Genomic DNA, 18,517 nt, shown 5'->3' with positions numbered 1-18,517 from the left:
GACCGGAAGGTCAGCAATGGCGTTTTGCCGCAACAGGGCCCTGCAGACATTTATCATGATCTCAAATCCCTCCGCCGGTATCAGCCGGATCAGGTTCAAGGAGTTGGCAGGCCGCCTCTCAGCCCGGTCCTGAATGGCCGGGCACCCCCATGAGACAATCGACTGCTAACAAGGCTGGTTCCGGATTGCAAGGGTGGGGAAGGCCTCGGCAATTGACTGGGGAGCCGAGATAGGCGATGTCCAAGGGCACCAATTGCAATCGCCAACCGCCCGGAGCGCCCCATGGTACCGTTTTTCGTGATGATCAAATGCCAGCTGGGCAAGACCTACCAGGTTGCAAGCGCCATTGCCGATGCGGAAATCGCCTCCGAGGTCTATTCCACCTCCGGCGACTACGACCTGCTCGTCAAGTTCTATGTCGAGGACGGCGCGGATATCGGCCATTTCGTCAACGAGAAGGTGCATCCGATCGACGGCATTCAGGACACCAAGACCATCATCACCTTCAAGGCTTTCTGAAGCCTCCGCCCCCTCGCTCGGGTCCCGCATTTCTGGAGGTCTCATGCGCCTTTTTCATTCCGCCACGCTTTGCCTCGCCCTTGCGTTCGCGCCGCTCGGTGCCCCGGCTTCGGCCCAGGGCATGCCGCCGGAACAGATCAAGCAGATCCTGGACCTCACCAAGGCGAACTGGATTGCCTTCCGGGACTGGGAGGGTCAGGAGCTGGTCTATTTCACGCACCTGGAATCCTGGAAATGCGGCATCGACTACGTCTTCTATGGCGTCAATGACGGCCCGATCGACCAGGAATGGCAGCTGGAGCCCTGCGATCCGGACAATCCGAACGCGGTGCTGAAGGACAAACCCTATCTGGAACGCCCCGCCGGTTCGACCCAGTCGTTCAGCGTGCAGCTGATCTTCAAGGACGGCACTAAGAGCGCCGTGGAGCGGTTCGAGTACAAGCCGCAGTAATGGTCCCGTGAAATCTTCCCTGGCCGTCATTCCGGACAAGCGCAGCAACGCTGCGCGCCGATCCGGAATGACGGTGGAGGGATTGAAGAGAATCCTTACGAGCGCGACGGTGTCGACGCCCGGCGGGCCTTGGTGCGGTCAAGGCCGAGCTTGTGTTCGCGGTAGATGACGAAGATGCCGGCGGCGATGACGATCATTGCGCCGAGCACCACGGCCGGAACCGGCATTTCGTCGAACACCACCCAGCCGACGATGATCGCCCAGAGCATGTTCACATAGTCGAACGGCGCAATGGTGGAAGCATCTGCATAGCGGTAGCTCTGGGTCATCAGGATCTGGCCGACGCCGCCGGCAAGGCCTATCAGCAAAAGCAGGCCGGCCGTAGGCAAATCAGGCACGATCCAGGCCTGGCCCGGCAGCAACAGACCGAGCGGCCATGTCAGCAGCGCCAGCACGGAGGAAGCCCCCGCGAACCAGGTGACGATGGTGGAGGTCCGTTCCGTTTCGCAGAGCTTGCGCACGGTGATCATGGCCAGCGCCGCAAATCCCGCCCCCGTGAGGCCGACCAGCGCTCCGATCAGGGAGGCGTTGTCGAGTTCGGTATCCCCCAGATGAGGCGACAGCACCACAAGGATGCCGACAAAGCCGATTGCGACCGCGCTCCAGCGGAAGATCCTCACAGGCTCCTTCAGCAGGAAGAAGGCCAGCACCACCACGAAGAGCGGCGAGGCAAAGCCGATGGCCGTTGCATCCGGCAGCGGCAGCAGGTGCAGCGCGGTGAAGCCGCAGACCATTGCCGTCAGCCCGACGCTGGCCCGGGTCAGGTGGCCGACGGGATTTTTGGTGCGGAAGGCGAGGCCGAGTTCGCCGCGCATGGCAACCATCAGCAACACCGGAAACAGGCCGAAGAAATTCCGCGCAAAGACCAGTTCCCCGATCGGCACCACCTCCGCCGCAATCTTCAACGCCGTCGCCATGACGAAAAAGACGAGCGTCGAGGCAACTTTCAGGGATATGCCGATGAGAGGGGCTTGCCGGGTCATGCCTGTGGAAGCCGGCGGGGTGGCGGTACGGGATTTCAGGCTCAAGAACGCCCTAACTCTTTCCAGGTCCGGCATTTTCAAAGACTTGTCCCACGGCAAACCGGTTCAAAAAACCGCGGGTATCTTCAGGCTGACAGGCCCGAAAGGGTGTCGCGGATCGAAACATGGTCCGCATCGGCGATGGCTGCGGACGGGATCGAAAAGAGGGGCCGTCGCAAGGTACCAGGAACGGCAAAACAGCTGCATTCGTTCCTGAAAGAGTGCTGCCCGATGGACCCGGACAGCAGATTGTCAGTCGCGCCCTGTGACAGGACACAACATCAGAGCTGAGCTTCCTTCGCTGTCAGGATTTTCGCCAGTTCTTCCGGCGACATCTTCTCCCGCTCTGCGATAGAGACCTCAAAGCCCTTGAGGCGTTTATAGATCGACAGGAGTTCGATGATGGTCGACCAGGAGTTCACCAGATACTGGAACGAGTTCGACACCTGGCCGAAGGCGGTCAGGATCTGCTGCACGATCCCGTAGGTGATGGTTCCTGCTACGATCGTCGGGACCAGGATGAAGTAGGTGAAGAGGTTATCCGCCTGGATGTAGAAGCCTCGGGCGAGATTGAAATAGAGGTAGTGGAAATACAGGCGGAAATAGTTTTTGCGGACATTTCCGAACAGTTCCACCAGGGTGAGCGGCTGCGCTCTGTGCTCGTGGTCCTCGCCATAGACGAGTTCCTTACGATACGCGGCCTCGACACGCTGGTTGTGGAACTCAAGCCCCGGGAGCTTGATCCCAACGACCGCCAGAAGAACCGTGCCAAAGAGCGACCAGAGAATTGCCGCGGTGAACAGGGGTGCCGGAATCTCGCCGACGATGGGCAAGGTGGAGACATAGCTCGACAAACTGAACAGGACCGGCAGGAAGGCGATGAGCGTCATGACCGCGTCGATCATCGAGACGCCGAGCCCTTCCATGATCGATGCGAACCGCATCGTGTCCTCCTGGATACGCTGCGAAGCACCCTCGATATGCCGGACATTCGTCCACTTGGCGACGTAATAGTCGTTCATCGCTGTGCGCCAGCGGAAGATATAGTGGCTGACGAAAAACCGGTTCATCACGTAAACCAGCATGGACAGGCCGGCAATCTGCGCGAACATCAGCATCAGAACGTAGAAGTCCGAGGCGACCACCCCCTTGTCGCCCTCAAGCGCGTTCTGCAGCGTGTCGCCGAACGGCCGGCGCCAGTTGTTGATGGCAACGGAAACCTGCACCGAGAAGTAGGTGATGAAGATGATCAGCGAGGAACCGCAGACAGACCACCAGTACCAACGATGGTTTCGGGTAAAGACCCACCAGAACCCGCAAAAAACCAGCGTCACGAAGGCGTAATAGGCGTAGAACCACAGAAAGTCTGGCGTGATGAAATAGGTGAGATTGATCGGTGGCGGTCCCTCCAGCGGTGCGCCGAACCCAAACGTCTCCCCGAGCCCGCTCGCAAAGCCGTACCACGAAAGCACGGCTATCAATGACCAGATGGCGGCGGAACCGAAAAACAATTTCGGACTGGGAAAGAAGGACTGAAACAACGGGAGGATCCTGTTTCTGAATCTGAAGGAAACGCTCACATCTTTGAACCGCTAGATTGCGGCAAGAACCGGCCAATTCATACGATTATTTGAAACAAACCACAGACACATTCCTGCGAGAACTGTTGCCAATGCGCAAGAAATGCGGGCCAAGCGAAAGGCGCCCCGAAGAGCGCCCTGGCAAGTCTCAGGCTATCCTGCTGCCCTGATCGTTTCCCAGACCTTCAGCGGCGTTGCCGGCATGTCGATCAGATCAGTGACCCCGGCCCCGTCCTTAAGCGCCTGCTGGACGGCGTTCATCACAGAAGCGCAGCCGCCGATGGTACCGGCCTCGCCCGCGCCCTTGATGCCCATGGCATTGGTGGTGGAGGGAATGTTGCGGGTCTCGAAATGGATATCCGGCAGGTCCGCCGCGCGGATCATGCGGTAATCCAGGAGCGAGGCAGTCAACAACTGGCCGTCCTCGTCGTAGATCGTCTGTTCGCACAAGGCCTGGCTGAGCGCGGAGGCGGCCCCGCCATGCACCTGACCGGCCAGCAGCAGCGGGTTCACGGTGACACCGAAATCGTCGACGATCACATAGTTGAGAATAGCAACATCGCCGGTGTCAGGATCCACCTCGACCTCACAGACATGGGTGCCGTTCGGATAGGTGTTTTCCGACTGCTTGACCTCCTCGCGCGCAGAGAGCGTCTCCCCTGCCCCGGCGACGATTTCGGCCAGCGTCACCTGCTGGTCGGTGCCGACGACGCGGACGACGCCGCTTTCCAGTTCAAGATCCTCTATCCCGGCTTCCAGCCTGTCGGCCGCCAGTTCCTTGACCTTCTTGACCAGGGCGACGCTGGCATCGCGCACGGAAGGAAGGCCGATGGGGATGGAGCGTGAGCCGCCCGTACCGCCACCCTTGCGCACCCGATCGGTGTCGCCCTGGATGACGTCGACGTCTTCAATGGTTACGCCGAACTGCTCGGCGACCACCTGGCTGTAGGCCGTGGCATGACCCTGACCGTTTGTCTGTGTGCCGATCAGCAGCGTCAGGCTGCCCTTGTCGTTCAGTTCGAGTGTTGCTTCCTCGCTGCCGGCAAAGGCGCAGGCCTCGATATAGGAGCAGATGCCGATACCGCGGTATTTGCCCTGCTTCGCGCTTTCCGCCTGGCGGGCCGGGAAGCCATCCCAGCCGGCAACCTCCAGCGCCTTGTCGAGATGACCGGCGAAATCGCCGGTATCGTACATGCGCCCTGTCTGGGTCGTGTAGGGGAGCTGGTCCTGCCTGATGAAATTGCGCTTGCGGATTTCGACCGGGCCGAGGCCGGTTTCCTCACCCGCCTTGTCGATCAGCCGCTCGATCAGATAGGCCGCTTCCGGACGGCCGGCACCACGGAAGGCATCGAGCGGAACGGTGTGCATGTAGACGCCCTCGACCTTCGCGAAGACGGCCGGAATGTCATAGAGCCCGGAGGACATGGATGTGCCGACAAAGGGAATGAACGGGCCGAACTGATGCAGATAGGCGCCCATCGCCGCTTTCACATGCACCTTCAGACCCAGGATGCGGTTGTCGGTATCGAGCGCCAGTTCCGCATGGGAGATGTTGTCGCGGCCATGGGCGTCGGTGACGAAATGATCCATGCGCTCGCCGATCCAGCGCACCGGCCGGCCGAGTTCGCGCGCGGCAACCAGCGTCAGCGGATATTCCCGGTAGCAGAACATCTTGGTGCCGAAACCGCCGCCGACTTCCGGCGTGATGATCCGCAGTTTGTCCTGCTCCAGATCCAGAATGCTGCAGATGACATCCCGCAGGCCATGACCGCCCTGGGTGCCTACCGTCAGCTTGAAGCGCTCGCTCGCCGCATCGAACTCGGCAACGCAGCCGCGCAGCTCCATGTAATTGGCGACGATGCGGTTGTTGACGACATCGATGGCGACGACCTTCGCGGCGCTGGCGAAAGCGGCATCGGTCTTGGCCTGGTCGCCCTGGCCGTAGGTGAATGCGACATTGCTGTCGAAGCCGGGCCAGACCTTGACCGCATCCGGAGCCAATGCGTTGTCGATGCCGACAACGACATCCAGAGGCTCATAGTCCACCTCCAGCATTTCGGCCGCGTTCTTTGCGGTTTCCGCATTGTCCGCGACGACGAAGGCAATGGCGTCGCCCACGTAACGCACTTCATCGAGACACAGAACCGGCTGCTCGGGAACAGGGAAAGCGCTGCCGTCGATCTGCGGCGGCCGCGCCCGGCAGGGCATCTTGCGGCCTTCCAGCTCGGCTCCGGTCAGCACCAGATGCACCCCGTCCATCGCACGGATATCGTCTACGTTGGGCAGAGCGATTTTCGCATGCGCCATGGCGGAGCGGACCATGACCCCGGTGAGGCTGCCTTCCGGCACGTAGTCCGCCGTATAGAGGCCCTTGCCCGTGATGAGCGTCTCATCTTCCTTGCGGCGCAATGGGGCGCCGACACCGAATTTCGGAGTGATCATCTGGTTCATCTGTCTGGACCTGTAGTTTGGGAAGAGCTTCCCCGGGAAATGCCCATGCGCCGGGAGCGCCGGTTGACCTTCAACATAGTACCTGAACGCCGCCGAGGCCAGAGGCAGCGGTTAATCGGTGCGGCACAAGAGTTTTTCGCCGTCCTTGGACCATCTCTCATCAGGTCAGTCTCTCCAACCGCCCTTCAAACCACTTCCACACACTCGACCTCATCCTGAGGAGGCCGACAGGCCGTCTCGAAGGATCGGCGGCAAACACCCGGACAAGCAGCCCATCCTTCGAGACGGACCTTCGGTCCTCCTCAGGATGAGGTGGAGGTTGCGGCAAGGTCGAACATCCAGCCCTGGTGACCAAGGTCTCCAAGACCCGCAACTAGATGATTTCATCCTCGTCGAAGAGCGGGTCGGCTTCCAGTTGCGAGGCGAGGCTGTCGAGGGTGGTTTCCGCGTCGTAACGCTCGCTCACCTCGGCAATGTGGAAGAGGCCGTCGCCTTCGTTGACGATGGGCAGGTTGGTACGGCCGACGATCAGTCCGCTCTGTCCGGCCACCACATTGCGCTCTTTCTCGCCGAAGGGGTCTGAGGTGATGCCGAGCAGCATGCCCGGCTCGACCACATCGCCGATCGACTTGAACGGCCTCAGCAGGCCGCCCGCGGGGGCACGGACCCAATAGCTCGATTTGCTGAGGATAGAGCGCGCCTTTGGCCGGGTGATGCCCTTGGAACCGACCATCTTCAAGGCACGCATGACCCTGAGGATGCCGGAAACACCGGCGCGGATCGCCATTTCGTCGAAACGCAGGCCTTCGCCCGCCTCGAACACCAGAACGTCCGACCCCTTGAGCTGGGCGGCTTCGCGCAAGGATCCGTCGCGCACCTTGGAGGTCAGGATCACCGGTGCGCCGAAGGCGCGGGCAAGCGACATCGTATCGGGCCTGGAGGGCGAGACGCGGATCTGCGGCAGGTTGGTCCGGTGGATTGCCGCCGAATGCAGGTCGATACCGTAATCGGCCCGGTTGACGATCTCGCTCATGAAGAGGTGCGCCAGCCGTCCGGCCAGGGAGCCACGCTGGCTGCCGGGGAAGGACCGGTTGAGGTCGCGACGGTCCGGCAGGTAGCGCGAATGGTTGAGGAAGCCGAAGGCATTTACGATCGGGATGACCATCAGCGTGCCCTTCAGTTTGCCCAGTTCCTGTGCCTCCAGCTGCGGCGCCTTCAGCACGCGCCGGGCGATCTCCACACCGATGACCTCGTCGCCATGAACTGCCGCGCTGACGAACATGACCGGGCCTGGCTTGGCGCCGTGCAGCACGTGGACGGACATGGTGACAGGGGTATGGTCGGACAGCACGCTGACCGGCAGGTCAATGGTGCGCCGCGTCCCTGGAGCGAGCGAATGTTCGCCGATCTGGAATGGTTTGACCTTGCTGCTCAACCGCGCCCCTTCGTCTTGGTTTTGCCCTCCTGGGCATTCTTGGCGATAAAGTCGATGATTTTGCCGGCAACATCAATCCCCGTCGCCTTTTCAACGCCTTCCAGGCCAGGCGAGGAGTTGACCTCCATAACCACCGCACCGTGGTTGGAGCGCAGCATGTCGACGCCGCAGACATTGAGACCCATCGTCTTGGCCGCGCGGATGGCAGTGGAGCGTTCCTCCGGCGAGATCTTGACCGACGCCGCGCTGCCACCCCGATGGAGATTGGAACGGAACTCGCCTTCGGCCCCGGTCCGTTTCATCGCCGCGATCACCTTGCCGCCGACCACCAGGGCGCGGATATCCGTGCCGCCGGCTTCCTTGATGAATTCCTGCACCAGGATGTTGACGTTGGCACCACGGAAAGCCTCGATGACCGATTTGGCGGACCGTTCCGTATCGGCAAGAACCACCCCGATGCCTTGCGTGCCTTCCAGCAGCTTGATCACCAGCGGCGCACCGCCAGCTGTGCGCAGCACCTCTTCCGTCATTTTCGGATCGTGCGCGAAGGTGGTGACGGGCAGGCCGATGCCGTCACGGGCGAGCAGTTGCATGGAGCGCAGCTTGTCGCGCGAGCGTCCGATCGCAACCGATTCATTCACCGGGTAGACGCCCATCATCTCGAACTGGCGCAACACGGCGAGACCGTAGAAGGTGACCGACGCCCCGATCCTCGGGATGACCGCATCGTAACCGGTCAGCTTGCTGCCGTTGTAATAGATCTCCGGCCGCCGCGAGGCGATATTCATGTAACAGCGCAGCGTGTTGATGATATCGAGCTGGTGCCCGCGCTCTTCCGCGGCTTCCTTCAGACGCTTGTGCGAATAGAGCTCGGCATTCCGCGCCAGCATTGCAATCTTCATTGACTCAAGTCCCTCGGTCTCAGCCTTAGTCCGGTCGGTGTCTTAGCACCGCTTATCCAGTGATTGTTCTGTCCGGCTCCGGGCCGGTCTAATGTTTTATTGCCGCGGCGGGCTTCCCGGCCAGGAACGAGCGGCCCGCGTCCACCAGCACGTTGTGCCGGCGGATGGCCGTTCTCCCCAGGATCATGTCGAAGCCCATGTTGCTCCGGTCAGCGAGCGAAACATCCACATGCCAGTGATGATTTCCAAGATGAAGTAATGTGCGAATGACAATGCGCGTTTCCGGTACGCCACTCGTATTTTTAATGTCGCGTTGATCCAGGACGGGGACTTCCGCCCGGTAATCGCTGTGGTGGCGCGAGGCCGGAACGCGGAAGCGAACCCAGGTCCTCCCGTCGCGCTGAAACACTTCCTGGTCCTCGGCGTGAAGCGCCGAGGTGCGCGCACCGGTATCGATCTTGGCGCGCATGTCGAATACGCCGAGTTCGGGTAGGCTCACGATCTCACGCCAGCCGATAATATCCGCGGCCGATAAGGGACGCCCCTTTTTTGCCCTTGTCATCCAATGAAACCCTGGCGCCCCTACCGGGACCTCATCCAATCAATTCAATTCGAGCATTGCATGGCCCGCCGGGCGGTGCAACTCGGTTGCAGATGCCCGCCAGCCCGTAAAACTCCGGCGCCGCTCATCATCACGATTCAAGGCAACGCGCAAGCCAAATCAATCGGCCGCACGGGCATGACCAAGCGGCCGCCTTGTTTCCTCAGTCCTTGCTGTCCGAATAGGGGTTCCTGGGCGACCGGTCTTCTGAGAGGCTGCCCCGTGTTGCCAGCGTCAGGCGCTCGATGGCATCGGCCAGGTGAACCTCCTGGATATTGTAGTCGCCGCGGGCAACCCGGATCTTGTGCGCTTCCAGCATGACTTCACCCATCGCCACCCCTTCGGGCGGCACGAAGCGGTAGCTCGCCAGCTCGATCAGGAGCCCGAGCGGGTCGCGGAAATAGATCGAATCCATGAAGCCCCGGTCTTTCGGGCCACTGTGATGGATCCCCCGCTCGTCGAGCCGGGCAACGGTCTGGCGGAAAGTCGCCTGCGAAACGGCAAGCGCCAGATGGTGCACACAGCCGATGGTCTGCGGCGCGGGCTCCGGGTCCGGCTTGCGGTCCTCGTTGGTGAAGATCGTGATCAGGCGTCCGTCGCCCGGGTCGAAATAGAGATGGCTCTGGTTGGGGTCGTCCAGGTTCGGCTGCTCGAAGACGAAAGGCATGCCGAGCAGCCCTTCCCAGAAATCGATGGAGGTCTGCCGGTCGGCGCCGACAAGGGTGATGTGGTGAATACCCTGAACCTGGATCTTCTGCATGTTTCCGGCCTCCCGATCAGGTCAGTCTGGAACCATCCCCAAGCAAATGCAATCGCTGCCCCCTTCCCTTCCCGGCGAAAAGCTCTAGGCTTGTTTCAACTGCAACGATCGACCCTCTATCTGAGTCCTCCCCATGCTCCGGCCCCTTGAGCCGCCGCATTCGCATGCCCCCGGCAAGGATGAGACCATGGACATGCCCAACAAAGACCCGGCGCCTTCGTCGGCGGGTCACCGTCTTCAGCGCAAGCTGACCAACCTGACGGAGACCCTGCCCTCCAACACTATTGGCGCGCTCTGGATCCTGCTGGCAGCGTTCCTGTTTTCGATCATGGTCACGCTGATCAAACTTCTCGGCAAGGACCTGACCGTGTTCCAGATCCTGCTCGTCCGACAGGCGATCATGCTGTGCATCGTCGCACCGAAAATCCTGAGCGGCCTGCCGAGTTCCCTGGCGACCAAGCGGCCGGGCCTGCAGCTGACCCGTATTGTCTTCGCCACCACCGCCATGCTCTGCGGTTTCACCGCCGTGATCGAACTGCCGCTGGCCGATGCGACCGCGATCAGCTTCTCCAAGACCTTCTTCATCACCATTTTCGCCATCTGGCTGCTGGGCGAGACCGTCGGCATTCACCGTTGGGGCGCGACGATCGTCGGCTTTCTCGGCGTCGTCCTGATGCTGCGTCCGGACGGCGACGGGCTTGTCGATCCCTACGCCCTGCTCGCCATCGCGGGCGCTGCCTGCGCCGGCATGGTGATGATCGTGGTACGCATGCTGACGCGCACGGATGCGCCGGTGACCATCCTCACCTATCAGGCCTTCGGCGTCGGCATCCTGATGCTGATCCCGGCCATTCTCACCTGGCAGGCACCGACACTGCAGCAATGGGGATTGCTGCTGGCAATCGGCATCATTTCGTGGGCCGCCCAGATGGCCAATATCCGCGCCTTCAAGGCGGGAGAGGCAACGGCCATCGCTTCGCTCGACTATACGCGGCTTCTTTACGCCACCATCTTCGGCGCGCTGGTCTTCAGCCAGTGGCCGCGCATCGAAACCCTGATCGGTGCCGCGGTCATCATCGCCGCCTCGATCTACACCGTCCGCCGCGAAGCTAAGCGCGGCCGCGAGCTTGCCCGGGCGGCCGATGGCCGGGGATACAACAGCTGACGGCCTGCAGGCCGGAGCTGCAGGCCGTGGGTACCTCGCTCAGGCCAAAACGTGCCAGAAGTCGAGATCGACACTGTCCGGATCGAACAGCGCGAGCAGCGGCGCACAAGCTTCGCTGCTGAGGTAGCCGCCGCAGATTTCCCGGGCAGCGCCTTCGCTCTCCACGAAACAGATCTCCGAATAGGTTTCCTCCCCGGCCCGGGCCATCACGTGAACGCGGCTTTCCGGGTGATGGGCAAGAAAACCGCTCTCCACCCGATCCGACGCGGCCATCAGCGCCTCTTCCGAAAACCCGTTCCCCGCCTTCGGCCGGAACGTTCCGAATTCGATGGCGGCAAATCCTTCAGGCACGACGGTGAGCGGCGTCATCAAGGCATTCTGGCAAAGGCGGATCGTATCCACCTGCAGCAACTCCATGAAGGCCCGGGAGCTTGGTGCCTGCATATGCGCTTCCGCCATCGCGGCGAAGGCCTCCCCGCCGGTCGCCAGGATGGCGTCAGCATAGTGGCCTTTCGAATTGCCCAGAAAGCAATGCATGGCAATGCCGGGCTGGCGGGCGAGGAACTCCTTCTGCCAGGCACGCGCGGCGGCAATCAGGTCCGGCACTTCGACGCCCTCCTTTGCCTGGTAGCGGGCAAAGCCCATGACGGTCAGCGGTCCAAGATCTTTTCGCAGCATGGAATGTCCTTTCGCGGTTCTGCTGCGAGATCTATAGAAGCGGACAGAGACAGTTTCTGTCAGGGGATTATGCAAGACTGGCGGCAGAACGCACGGGGTCCCAAAACCCCGCCGGCAGGAAAGGGAAGTCCAGTTCATGCGCACGATCCGGCTGTTTTCGATCCTCGACATTCTGCGCAGCCGGCGCGGTCCGGTTGCCGCAGCCACGCTGGCAGAGCTCTTGAACGTGACCGAACGCACGGTTTATCGCGACATGGCGACGCTCAAGGCAATGGGCGCTCCGATCCCCGGCGAAGGCGGCGTGGGCTATGTCATCGAGCGCGGCTACTTCCTGCCGCCGATGCAGTTCGACCCGGACGAGCTGGACGTCATGCTGCTCGGCATCCGCATGGTGAAGGCCCGTGGCGACACGGCCATGCGAGAGGCGGCCGAGCGGGTGCTCGGCAAGATCGGCGCGGTGCTCTCCGACAGCGGCCGCCCGCTCGACCGCCCGCTTCTGGCCGTCGGCAAAGCCTCGTCCGCGGAAGGCCATGAGGCCCTGACCCCGCTCCGTGCCGCGATCCGCGACCGGCGAAAAACCCGCCTGACCTATCGCGACACCAACGGCAAGGCGAGTGACCGCGTGGTCCGCCCCCTCGGCCTGACTGCGTTCGAAAGCGTCTGGGTGCTGACGGCCTGGTGCGAAATGCGCGACGACTTCCGCAACTTCCGCCTTGACCGGATAGAAGCGCACGAGGTGACGCCGGAGCGCTTCGCCAGGGAAAAGGGCAAGGAATTTCAGGACTATATCAGGACGCTATAGGGGGAGCGGTATGCGTTCTTCAGTGCCGTACACCCACCTCTATCGTCGTCATCCCGGACGCAGCGAAGCGAAGATCCGGGACCGGAGAGCCCGGGCTTTTCGTTAAGATCCTTGAACCCGACTCTTTCGCCTCCCCGGTCCCGGCTCGCGCTTCGCTTGGCCGGGATGACGGTGGAGGGGTAGGAATGCTCATTCAGGACGAAGCGCCCCGGTCGGAAGCGCCTCGTTTTTTTAACTTATGCGCTCTTGGCCTCGGCCATGGCCCGCTTGCGGGCTTCTTCCTCGACCAGCTCCTTCTTCGACAATTTGCCAACCATGGTCTTGGGCAGCTCGTCGCGGAACTCGATCTCCCGCGGCATTTCAATTGCGGACAGATGATCCTTCAGGAAGGTCTTCATGTCGGCTGCCGTCAGCGAATGGCCTTCCTTCAGCTTGATGAAGGCCTTCGGGCTCTGGCCGCGGTATTCGTCCGGCACGGCGATGACGATGGTCTCGTCGACGGCCTCATGCTGGTAGATCGCTTCCTCGATCATGCGCGGATAGACATTGTAGCCCGAGCACAGGATCAGGTCCTTGATGCGGTCGACCAGATAGATGAAACCGTCCGGATCCTGGTAGCCGACATCACCGGTGTGGAGGTAGCCGTCCTCGGTGATGGATTCGGCCGTTGCGTCGTCCCGCTTCCAGTAGCCCTTCATGATCTGCGGGCCATGCAGCAGCAACTCGCCCTTCTCGCCCGAAGCAACCTCGGTCTTGCGGTCCTCTATGCTGACGAAGCGGGCCGTCGTGCCCGGAGCCAGGCGGCCGATGGACCCGGCCCGGCGGCTGTCGTCGAGCGGATTGACGGCCGCAACGGGCGAAGATTCCGTCAGGCCGTAGCCTTCCACCAGAACGCAGCCGGTGATCTTCTCGAAGCTTTCCTTCACTTCCACCGGCAACGGCGCGCCGCCGGAAAGGCACAGCCGGATACTGGTGAGATCGTAGTTCTTCGTCATAGGCGAATTGTTGATGGCCGTGTAGATCGTCGGCACGCCGGGGAAAAGCGTCACCTTCTTGCGCTTGATCGCATCCAGCAGCGCCTTCAGTTCGAAACGCGGCTGCAGCACCATTTCGGCGCCGAGGATGACCGACAGGTTCTGGGCAACCGTCATTGCGAACACATGGAAGAAAGGCAGCACGCACAGCATCCGCTCCTCACCCGGCTTCGCCTTTTCGAAGATGCAGCGCATCTGTTCGATATTGGCGGCAAGGTTTCTGTGCGTCAGCATCGCACCTTTCGGAACGCCCGTGGTGCCGCCGGTATACTGCAGGACGGCAATGTCGTCGGCGACGTCGATCTTGACCGGCTTCGGTGCGGACCCCTTTGTCTGCAGATCGTCGAAGCGGATATGAGCCGCATCGTGCGGGATATCGGCCATTTCCTTGCGCTTGAAAAGACTGAACAGAACCTTCTTGACCGTCGGCAGGCAGAAGCTCATCGGGCAGACGATGATCTTGTCGAGGATCTTTTCCTTCCGGACCTCCTCGACCTTGTCGTAGATCACCTTCAGATCCATGGTGACCATGATGCGCACGTCTGCATCGCGTGCCTGGAAGGCGATTTCACGCTCTACATAGAGCGGATTGAAGTTGGCGACCGTGGCGCCGATTTTCAGGATCGCAAAATAGAAGATGGTGTAATAGGGCGTGTTGGGCAGGCAAAGGCCGACATTCACGCCCGGCCCGACGCCCATGGCCTGAAGACCGGCTGCGGTGCGGTCCACAAGGGCCCCGATTTCCGCGTAGGTCCAGGTCTTGCCCATGAAATCACAGGCCGGCCGTGTGCCGAACTCGGCAACAGTGGTCTCAAGATACTCGTGTACTGGACGGGGCTTGAACGCCGCGTTCCACTCCTCCGCAGTCGTCATAACGTTCTCCAACGCGTTTTCCGCTCCACTGCGCGGGCGGGCCTACAACCTGACAGTTCCGCAAACGATCCTCCCGAATGCGGACATCTTCCCCCTCAGGTCCCGGCCGCCAATGAGGCGTCACCTCTCTGGGCTACTCCTGACATGACGCAACCTTCCGTTCACGTCAACTCGCGACGTAACGACACCCGATCATTTTTTTCCGCTCGGGCAGCTTGGGATTAAAGATAAGCGAGACGGTGCGGATGGCAATAGGCGCCGAAAATCAAAAACTTATGCCCGCACTGCGAAATGACGCGGATTATCTCTTTGGCCAGTCCCAGCGAGGTGTATCAGCGCTATCCACAACCGTTTCCCCAAGTTCCTTGCGCAGATCGTAGCGCACACAACCACGCTCGACGGCAAGTTCGCAGACCAGTTCGTCGGCATGGGAGACGACGATCACCTGGGTCTTTTCGGCCGCTGTCGCAATCAGCCTGGCAAGCGGCTGCAGCAGCGCCGGATGCAGGCTGGTCTCCGGTTCGTTCAGGACAATGAGCGGCGCCGGGCGCGGCGACAGCAGCGCTGCCGTCAAAAGGAGATAGCGCAAGGTGCCGTCGGAAAGTTCGCTTGCCCTGAGTTCGCGCAGCAACCCCTTCTGCTGCATCAGCAATTCGAAATAGCCGTCATTGACGGAGATCCGGATTGTAGCGCCCGGAAACGCATCGTCGATGGCGTCTTGCAGGGCCAGTTCGTCACCGATTTCCATGATGGTCTGCAGCGCGGCTGCCAGATCCCCGCCATCGCCGCTGAGAACCGGCGTTCGCGTGCCGATCTTCGGAAATCTCGCCGGCGCGTCCCGGTCGGTGCGCAAGTGATCGTAGAACCGCCAGGCACGCATCCGCTCACGCATCACCAAGAGCTCCAACCCGTCCTTCGGGTCGGCAGCGTGGGTCATCATGCTGTCGAAACGGGCAAGGTTCTGGACAACCGGCATACGCTGGCCCTGGCTGTTCAAGACTCGCACCATCGGCCCGTTGCGTCCGGCGATCTCGTTGGAGCGCGACAGGGCCTCGCCCGCCCACAGCACCTCGGCCTTGATTTCCGGATCCATGGAAAAGAACGAGCTGCCGGCGTCGGCCGGCAGGCCGAGATCGATGGCATAGCCGTAATCCTCGTCGGCAAAACCGAGCTTCAGGCTGACGACGCCCTTGCGCACGGTTCCCTGAACCGGCACCTCACCTGCTTTCATCGCCCGGGAAAAGGCTTCCGGTCCCGCCCACAGCGTGGAGTTGAGCCCGCCTTCGGCGGCCAGCGAGGCGATGGCCTGCCCCTGGGCAACCTCGGCCAGCAGCCGGATCGAGCGGTAAAGGCTCGATTTGCCGCTGCCATTGGCACCGGTCACAAGGGTGATCCGGTCGAGCGGCAAGACAATGTCTCTAAGGGAACGGTAGCCGGAAACGGCAAGCGTGAGGATCATCGAAAAACCTGATCGACTATGGAAAATTCAATGCAAATTTGGCAAAATTGCACTTGCGAATGACAGACCTCTGTTCGACCCAGGGGAGAGTTCAGCACCATGTATAATCCCAAGGAAGCGGCGGAAGATAGCCACGCGCTCATTCTCGCGATCCTCTTCTTCGCCATGCTGGCCGTTTCGGTCACCATCTACCTGCATCACGACGGCGCGCTGAAATACTGGCTGCTTGAAAATTTTGGCGAGCGTACGACCGGAACCGTGCTGTCGCTGGAACATGCGCCGGACAGCGCCTCCGGCCAGCAGGCCCGCAAGCGCGAGAACCCGCGCAACTTCCTGAAGAACTCCAGAACCTGGGTGCATGGCGAAAGACTTCATATTTCCTACGCACCCGACCCCGACCAGCCCCTCCTAATGACGGTCACGCTTCCGGACGATATGTCCGGCAAACCGGCGGGCAGCACCTTGCCGGTGACCTATCTGCCTCTCAACCCGCGCATCGCCTATCCGGCCGACCACCTGTCGGACTTCGCTCTCGACAGCCGGATCATGCTCTGGGCGCTGGCAATCGGCGGCTTTCTCGTGATCTTCAGCTACGACAAGGCCGTCGCCTGGCTGGGCTTCCGGCGGAACATGCGCCGGTACTAAGGGGAAGCATCAACTCCCCTGATCCACCAGCTCGAACCTGTTCACATCGAAGACGCCGAAATCGGTGATCTTCAGATGCGGGATCACCGGCAGCGGCAGGAAGGCCACCTGCAGGAAGGGTTCGGCAAGCGTACAGCCGAGATCCCTGGCCGCCGCCCGAAGCACTTCCAGCTCTTCCCTCACCGTCTCGAACGGCTCCAGGCTCATGAGGCCGGCCAGCGGCAGCGCCAGTTCGGCCTTCACGCCATCCTTGTCGGCAACGGCGAAACCGCCCTTCATCGCAATCACCCGGTTGACCGCGTGGGCCATCGCCTCCTCCTCAGCACCGACAACGCAGATATTGTGGCTGTCATGGCCGACCGAGGAGGCGATCGCCCCGCGCTTCATGCCGAACCCGTTGACGAAGCCGAGGCCGATATTGCCGGTGCCCTTGTGGCGTTCGACAACGGCAACCTTCAGGACGTCCTGGGTCAGATCGGCCAGCGTCTTGCCGCCGGTGACCGGCAGGGTGCGCTTCAGGTGTTCGGTGATGATCTTTCCCGGAACCACGCCGATGACGTCCGCCTCGCTGTTGCGCGCCGGAATGTCGAATTTCGCCGCTGTGACCGGGCCGACATGAACGCTGTCGAGGCCCACCGGCGGCACGACGGTTCTCCTGGCAAAGGCTTCGTCGCTCGCCAGAACACCGCCGCAGAGGACCTTTGCGACCCGGCAATCGCCGAAATCGCTCAGGAGCGCGATATCCGCCCGCTTGCCGGGGGCGATGACGCCGCGGTCCCTGAGCCCGAAGGCATTGGCCGCCGACCAGCTCGCGGCCCGGTAGGCATCGAGCGGGCGGATGCCCCTGGCGATCAGCCGCCGGATCATGCTGTCGAGATGACCTTCCTCGGCAATGTCGAGCGGATTGCGGTCGTCGGTGCAAAGCGCAACGAACGCGGAGACGTCCGGCGTCAGGATCGGCGCCAGCGCCTCCAGATCCTTCGAAACGGAGCCTTCCCGCATCAGGATCGTCATGCCCTTGGCAAGTTTTTCCAGCGCCTCTTCCGCCGTCGTCGCCTCGTGGTCGGTGCGGATGCCGGCCGCGAGATAGCCGTTGAGACCGAGGCCCGAAAGCAGCGGTGCATGGCCGTCGATATGGCCGTCCTGAAAGGCGGCGAGCTTGGCAAGAACCTTCGGGTCGCAGGCAAGCACGCCGGGGAAATTCATGAATTCCGCAAGGCCGATGACGCTCGGATGATCCCGGTACGGCAGAAGATCCTCGATTTCCAGCCGGGCACCGGCTGTCTCGAAGGCCGTTGCCGGGACGCAGGAGGAAAGGTTCACCCGAAGGTCCATCACCGTTTCAAGCGAGCTGTCGAGGAAATAGCGGATGCCCTCGGCGCCGAGCACGTTGGCAATCTCGTGCGGATCGCAGATCGCGGTCGTCACCCCGTGCGGCAGCACGCAGCGGTCGAACTCGAAAGGCGTGACGAGGGAGGATTCCACATGAAGATGCGTGTCGATAAAGCCGGGCACTGCGGTCAGACCGGCACCGTCAATGGTTTCCGCCCCGTCATAGCTTCCGTGCGTCCCGACGATCCGGTCACCGACGATGGCGATATCCGTTTCCGTCGTCGAACCGTCGACGACGCTGAAAAGGCGCACATCCTTGATCACAAGGTCGGCTGGGCTCTCCCCCGCTCCGGTGGCAATCGCCCGTTTCAGAAACGCTTCGTCGTGTCTTGCCGGCATTTTTATCTCCGATTCTCTGTCTCGTTCCGACAATACGAAACTTGCGTGCCGCAGCAACGGTTTCACGAACGTGTGGTAGAATGAATTGCAGCGGGAAGCTGAACCTTCGCCGGTTTGGCAGGAACTGGCAGGTGACCGTCATTCGCTGGACAGCGGCCGGATCCGGCCTATTTGTTGCCGAAAGGCCGCAAATTTTTTCGTGTTGTTGCGCAGCATCTTACCGCATGACAACACCGAATCCCTGCATTGCAAAACAAATTGCGATTGACAGACGGGGTACATAGGCGAATAATTTCATCAAACTAAATTATTCTGAACCGTTTCGAAAAGGCGGGCGGAATAAGCCGTA

At 61.5% G+C, this 18,517-nt stretch carries 16 protein-coding genes and 1 riboswitch; of the genes, 5 read left to right on the top strand and 11 right to left on the bottom strand.

The window, feature by feature from the left end; all coding sequences use genetic code 11:
• Positions 1 to 48: 48 nt before the first annotated feature.
• Positions 49 to 159, bottom strand: a riboswitch (TPP riboswitch).
• 123 nt (positions 160 to 282) lie between these two features.
• Positions 283 to 519 (top strand): Lrp/AsnC ligand binding domain-containing protein, encoded by a 237-nt coding sequence (locus ACX3M4_RS28670; protein WP_459356333.1) that lies wholly within the window; start codon positions 283 to 285, stop codon positions 517 to 519.
• Positions 520 to 562: 43 nt separating this feature from the next.
• A complete protein-coding gene (locus ACX3M4_RS28665; protein WP_459356332.1) occupies positions 563 to 970 on the top strand; it encodes a hypothetical protein in 408 nt (135 codons plus the stop codon).
• Positions 971 to 1,065: 95 nt separating this feature from the next.
• On the opposite strand, the gene ACX3M4_RS28660 is transcribed toward ACX3M4_RS28665, so the two are convergent.
• From ACX3M4_RS28660 to ACX3M4_RS28630, 7 genes are all read right to left on the bottom strand, one after another.
• Entirely contained in the window at positions 1,066 to 2,058 is a 993-nt protein-coding gene (locus ACX3M4_RS28660) for a DMT family transporter (protein WP_459356331.1), read from the bottom strand.
• A 275-nt stretch (positions 2,059 to 2,333) separates the two neighbouring features.
• On the bottom strand, positions 2,334 to 3,593 hold the full coding sequence (gene sbmA / locus ACX3M4_RS28655; RefSeq protein ID WP_459356330.1) for a peptide antibiotic transporter SbmA: 1,260 nt from the start codon (positions 3,591 to 3,593) through the stop codon (positions 2,334 to 2,336).
• Positions 3,594 to 3,785: 192 nt separating this feature from the next.
• Positions 3,786 to 6,083 carry a xanthine dehydrogenase family protein molybdopterin-binding subunit gene (locus ACX3M4_RS28650; RefSeq protein ID WP_459356329.1) on the bottom strand — a complete coding sequence of 766 codons (2,298 nt, stop codon included), beginning with the start codon at positions 6,081 to 6,083 and terminating at the stop codon, positions 3,786 to 3,788.
• Positions 6,084 to 6,456: 373 nt separating this feature from the next.
• On the bottom strand, positions 6,457 to 7,518 hold the full coding sequence (locus ACX3M4_RS28645; RefSeq protein ID WP_459356328.1) for a succinylglutamate desuccinylase/aspartoacylase family protein: 1,062 nt from the start codon (positions 7,516 to 7,518) through the stop codon (positions 6,457 to 6,459).
• Positions 7,515 to 8,420, bottom strand: a complete 906-nt coding sequence (gene rimK / locus ACX3M4_RS28640; RefSeq protein WP_459356327.1) for a 30S ribosomal protein S6--L-glutamate ligase — start codon at positions 8,418 to 8,420, stop codon at positions 7,515 to 7,517. Before rimK ends, ACX3M4_RS28645 begins: the two co-directional genes overlap by 4 nt.
• Positions 8,421 to 8,508: 88 nt before the next feature.
• Positions 8,509 to 8,982: an ATP-dependent zinc protease family protein gene (locus ACX3M4_RS28635; protein WP_459356326.1), complete on the bottom strand. Its 474-nt coding sequence runs from the start codon at positions 8,980 to 8,982 to the stop codon at positions 8,509 to 8,511.
• Positions 8,983 to 9,184: 202 nt separating this feature from the next.
• A complete protein-coding gene (locus ACX3M4_RS28630) occupies positions 9,185 to 9,781 on the bottom strand; it encodes a VOC family protein (RefSeq protein WP_459356325.1) in 597 nt (198 codons plus the stop codon).
• Between the two features lie 187 nt (positions 9,782 to 9,968).
• Here ACX3M4_RS28630 and ACX3M4_RS28625 point away from each other — a divergent pair, with 187 nt between their 5' ends.
• Positions 9,969 to 10,946, top strand: a complete 978-nt coding sequence (locus ACX3M4_RS28625) for a DMT family transporter (protein WP_459356324.1) — start codon at positions 9,969 to 9,971, stop codon at positions 10,944 to 10,946.
• Positions 10,947 to 10,985: 39 nt separating this feature from the next.
• Here the strand turns inward: ACX3M4_RS28625 and ACX3M4_RS28620 are convergent, their stop codons facing one another.
• Positions 10,986 to 11,624: a hypothetical protein gene (locus tag ACX3M4_RS28620; protein WP_459356323.1), complete on the bottom strand. Its 639-nt coding sequence runs from the start codon at positions 11,622 to 11,624 to the stop codon at positions 10,986 to 10,988.
• 136 nt (positions 11,625 to 11,760) lie between these two features.
• Here ACX3M4_RS28620 and ACX3M4_RS28615 point away from each other — a divergent pair, with 136 nt between their 5' ends.
• The gene (locus tag ACX3M4_RS28615; RefSeq protein WP_459356322.1) at positions 11,761 to 12,426 is read left to right on the top strand and encodes a helix-turn-helix transcriptional regulator; all 666 of its coding nucleotides are present in this window, start codon (positions 11,761 to 11,763) and stop codon (positions 12,424 to 12,426) included.
• 236 nt (positions 12,427 to 12,662) lie between these two features.
• Here ACX3M4_RS28615 and ACX3M4_RS28610 read toward each other — a convergent pair whose 3' ends face one another.
• Positions 12,663 to 14,333, bottom strand: coding sequence for a long-chain-fatty-acid--CoA ligase (locus ACX3M4_RS28610; RefSeq protein ID WP_459356321.1), 1,671 nt, complete (start codon positions 14,331 to 14,333; stop codon positions 12,663 to 12,665).
• Between the two features lie 301 nt (positions 14,334 to 14,634).
• Complete coding sequence (locus ACX3M4_RS28605; RefSeq protein ID WP_459356320.1) at positions 14,635 to 15,792, bottom strand: AAA family ATPase; 1,158 nt, start codon at positions 15,790 to 15,792, stop codon at positions 14,635 to 14,637.
• A 99-nt stretch (positions 15,793 to 15,891) separates the two neighbouring features.
• Between ACX3M4_RS28605 and ACX3M4_RS28600 the strand changes: the two genes are divergently transcribed.
• Positions 15,892 to 16,437 carry a DUF3592 domain-containing protein gene (locus tag ACX3M4_RS28600; RefSeq protein ID WP_459356319.1) on the top strand — a complete coding sequence of 182 codons (546 nt, stop codon included), beginning with the start codon at positions 15,892 to 15,894 and terminating at the stop codon, positions 16,435 to 16,437.
• A 9-nt stretch (positions 16,438 to 16,446) separates the two neighbouring features.
• On the opposite strand, the gene ade is transcribed toward ACX3M4_RS28600, so the two are convergent.
• The gene (ade, locus tag ACX3M4_RS28595; RefSeq protein ID WP_459356318.1) at positions 16,447 to 18,168 is read right to left on the bottom strand and encodes an adenine deaminase; all 1,722 of its coding nucleotides are present in this window, start codon (positions 18,166 to 18,168) and stop codon (positions 16,447 to 16,449) included.
• Positions 18,169 to 18,517 lie beyond the last annotated feature (349 nt).

Source organism: Roseibium sp. M-1 (assembly GCF_054515675.1).
The sequence above is the reverse complement of the archived record's forward strand: the minus strand, read 5'-3'. Positions and strand labels throughout refer to the sequence as shown.

What these genes read in the sequence shown, in the direction of transcription:
- ACX3M4_RS28665 (WP_459356332.1), top strand. Translation starts at nt 563, where the DNA reads ATGCGCCTTTTTCATTCCGCCACGCTTTGCCTCGCCCTTGCGTTCGCG.
- ACX3M4_RS28625 (WP_459356324.1), top strand. Translation starts at nt 9,969, where the DNA reads ATGGACATGCCCAACAAAGACCCGGCGCCTTCGTCGGCGGGTCACCGT.
- ACX3M4_RS28635 (WP_459356326.1), bottom strand. Translation starts at nt 8,982, where the DNA reads ATGACAAGGGCAAAAAAGGGGCGTCCCTTATCGGCCGCGGATATTATC.
- ACX3M4_RS28620 (WP_459356323.1), bottom strand. Translation starts at nt 11,624, where the DNA reads ATGCTGCGAAAAGATCTTGGACCGCTGACCGTCATGGGCTTTGCCCGC.
- ACX3M4_RS28610 (WP_459356321.1), bottom strand. Translation starts at nt 14,333, where the DNA reads ATGACGACTGCGGAGGAGTGGAACGCGGCGTTCAAGCCCCGTCCAGTA.
- ACX3M4_RS28650 (WP_459356329.1), bottom strand. Translation starts at nt 6,083, where the DNA reads ATGAACCAGATGATCACTCCGAAATTCGGTGTCGGCGCCCCATTGCGC.
- ACX3M4_RS28630 (WP_459356325.1), bottom strand. Translation starts at nt 9,781, where the DNA reads ATGCAGAAGATCCAGGTTCAGGGTATTCACCACATCACCCTTGTCGGC.
- ACX3M4_RS28670 (WP_459356333.1), top strand. Translation starts at nt 283, where the DNA reads ATGGTACCGTTTTTCGTGATGATCAAATGCCAGCTGGGCAAGACCTAC.
- ade (WP_459356318.1), bottom strand. Translation starts at nt 18,168, where the DNA reads ATGCCGGCAAGACACGACGAAGCGTTTCTGAAACGGGCGATTGCCACC.
- ACX3M4_RS28615 (WP_459356322.1), top strand. Translation starts at nt 11,761, where the DNA reads ATGCGCACGATCCGGCTGTTTTCGATCCTCGACATTCTGCGCAGCCGG.
- ACX3M4_RS28605 (WP_459356320.1), bottom strand. Translation starts at nt 15,792, where the DNA reads ATGATCCTCACGCTTGCCGTTTCCGGCTACCGTTCCCTTAGAGACATT.
- ACX3M4_RS28600 (WP_459356319.1), top strand. Translation starts at nt 15,892, where the DNA reads ATGTATAATCCCAAGGAAGCGGCGGAAGATAGCCACGCGCTCATTCTC.
- rimK (WP_459356327.1), bottom strand. Translation starts at nt 8,420, where the DNA reads ATGAAGATTGCAATGCTGGCGCGGAATGCCGAGCTCTATTCGCACAAG.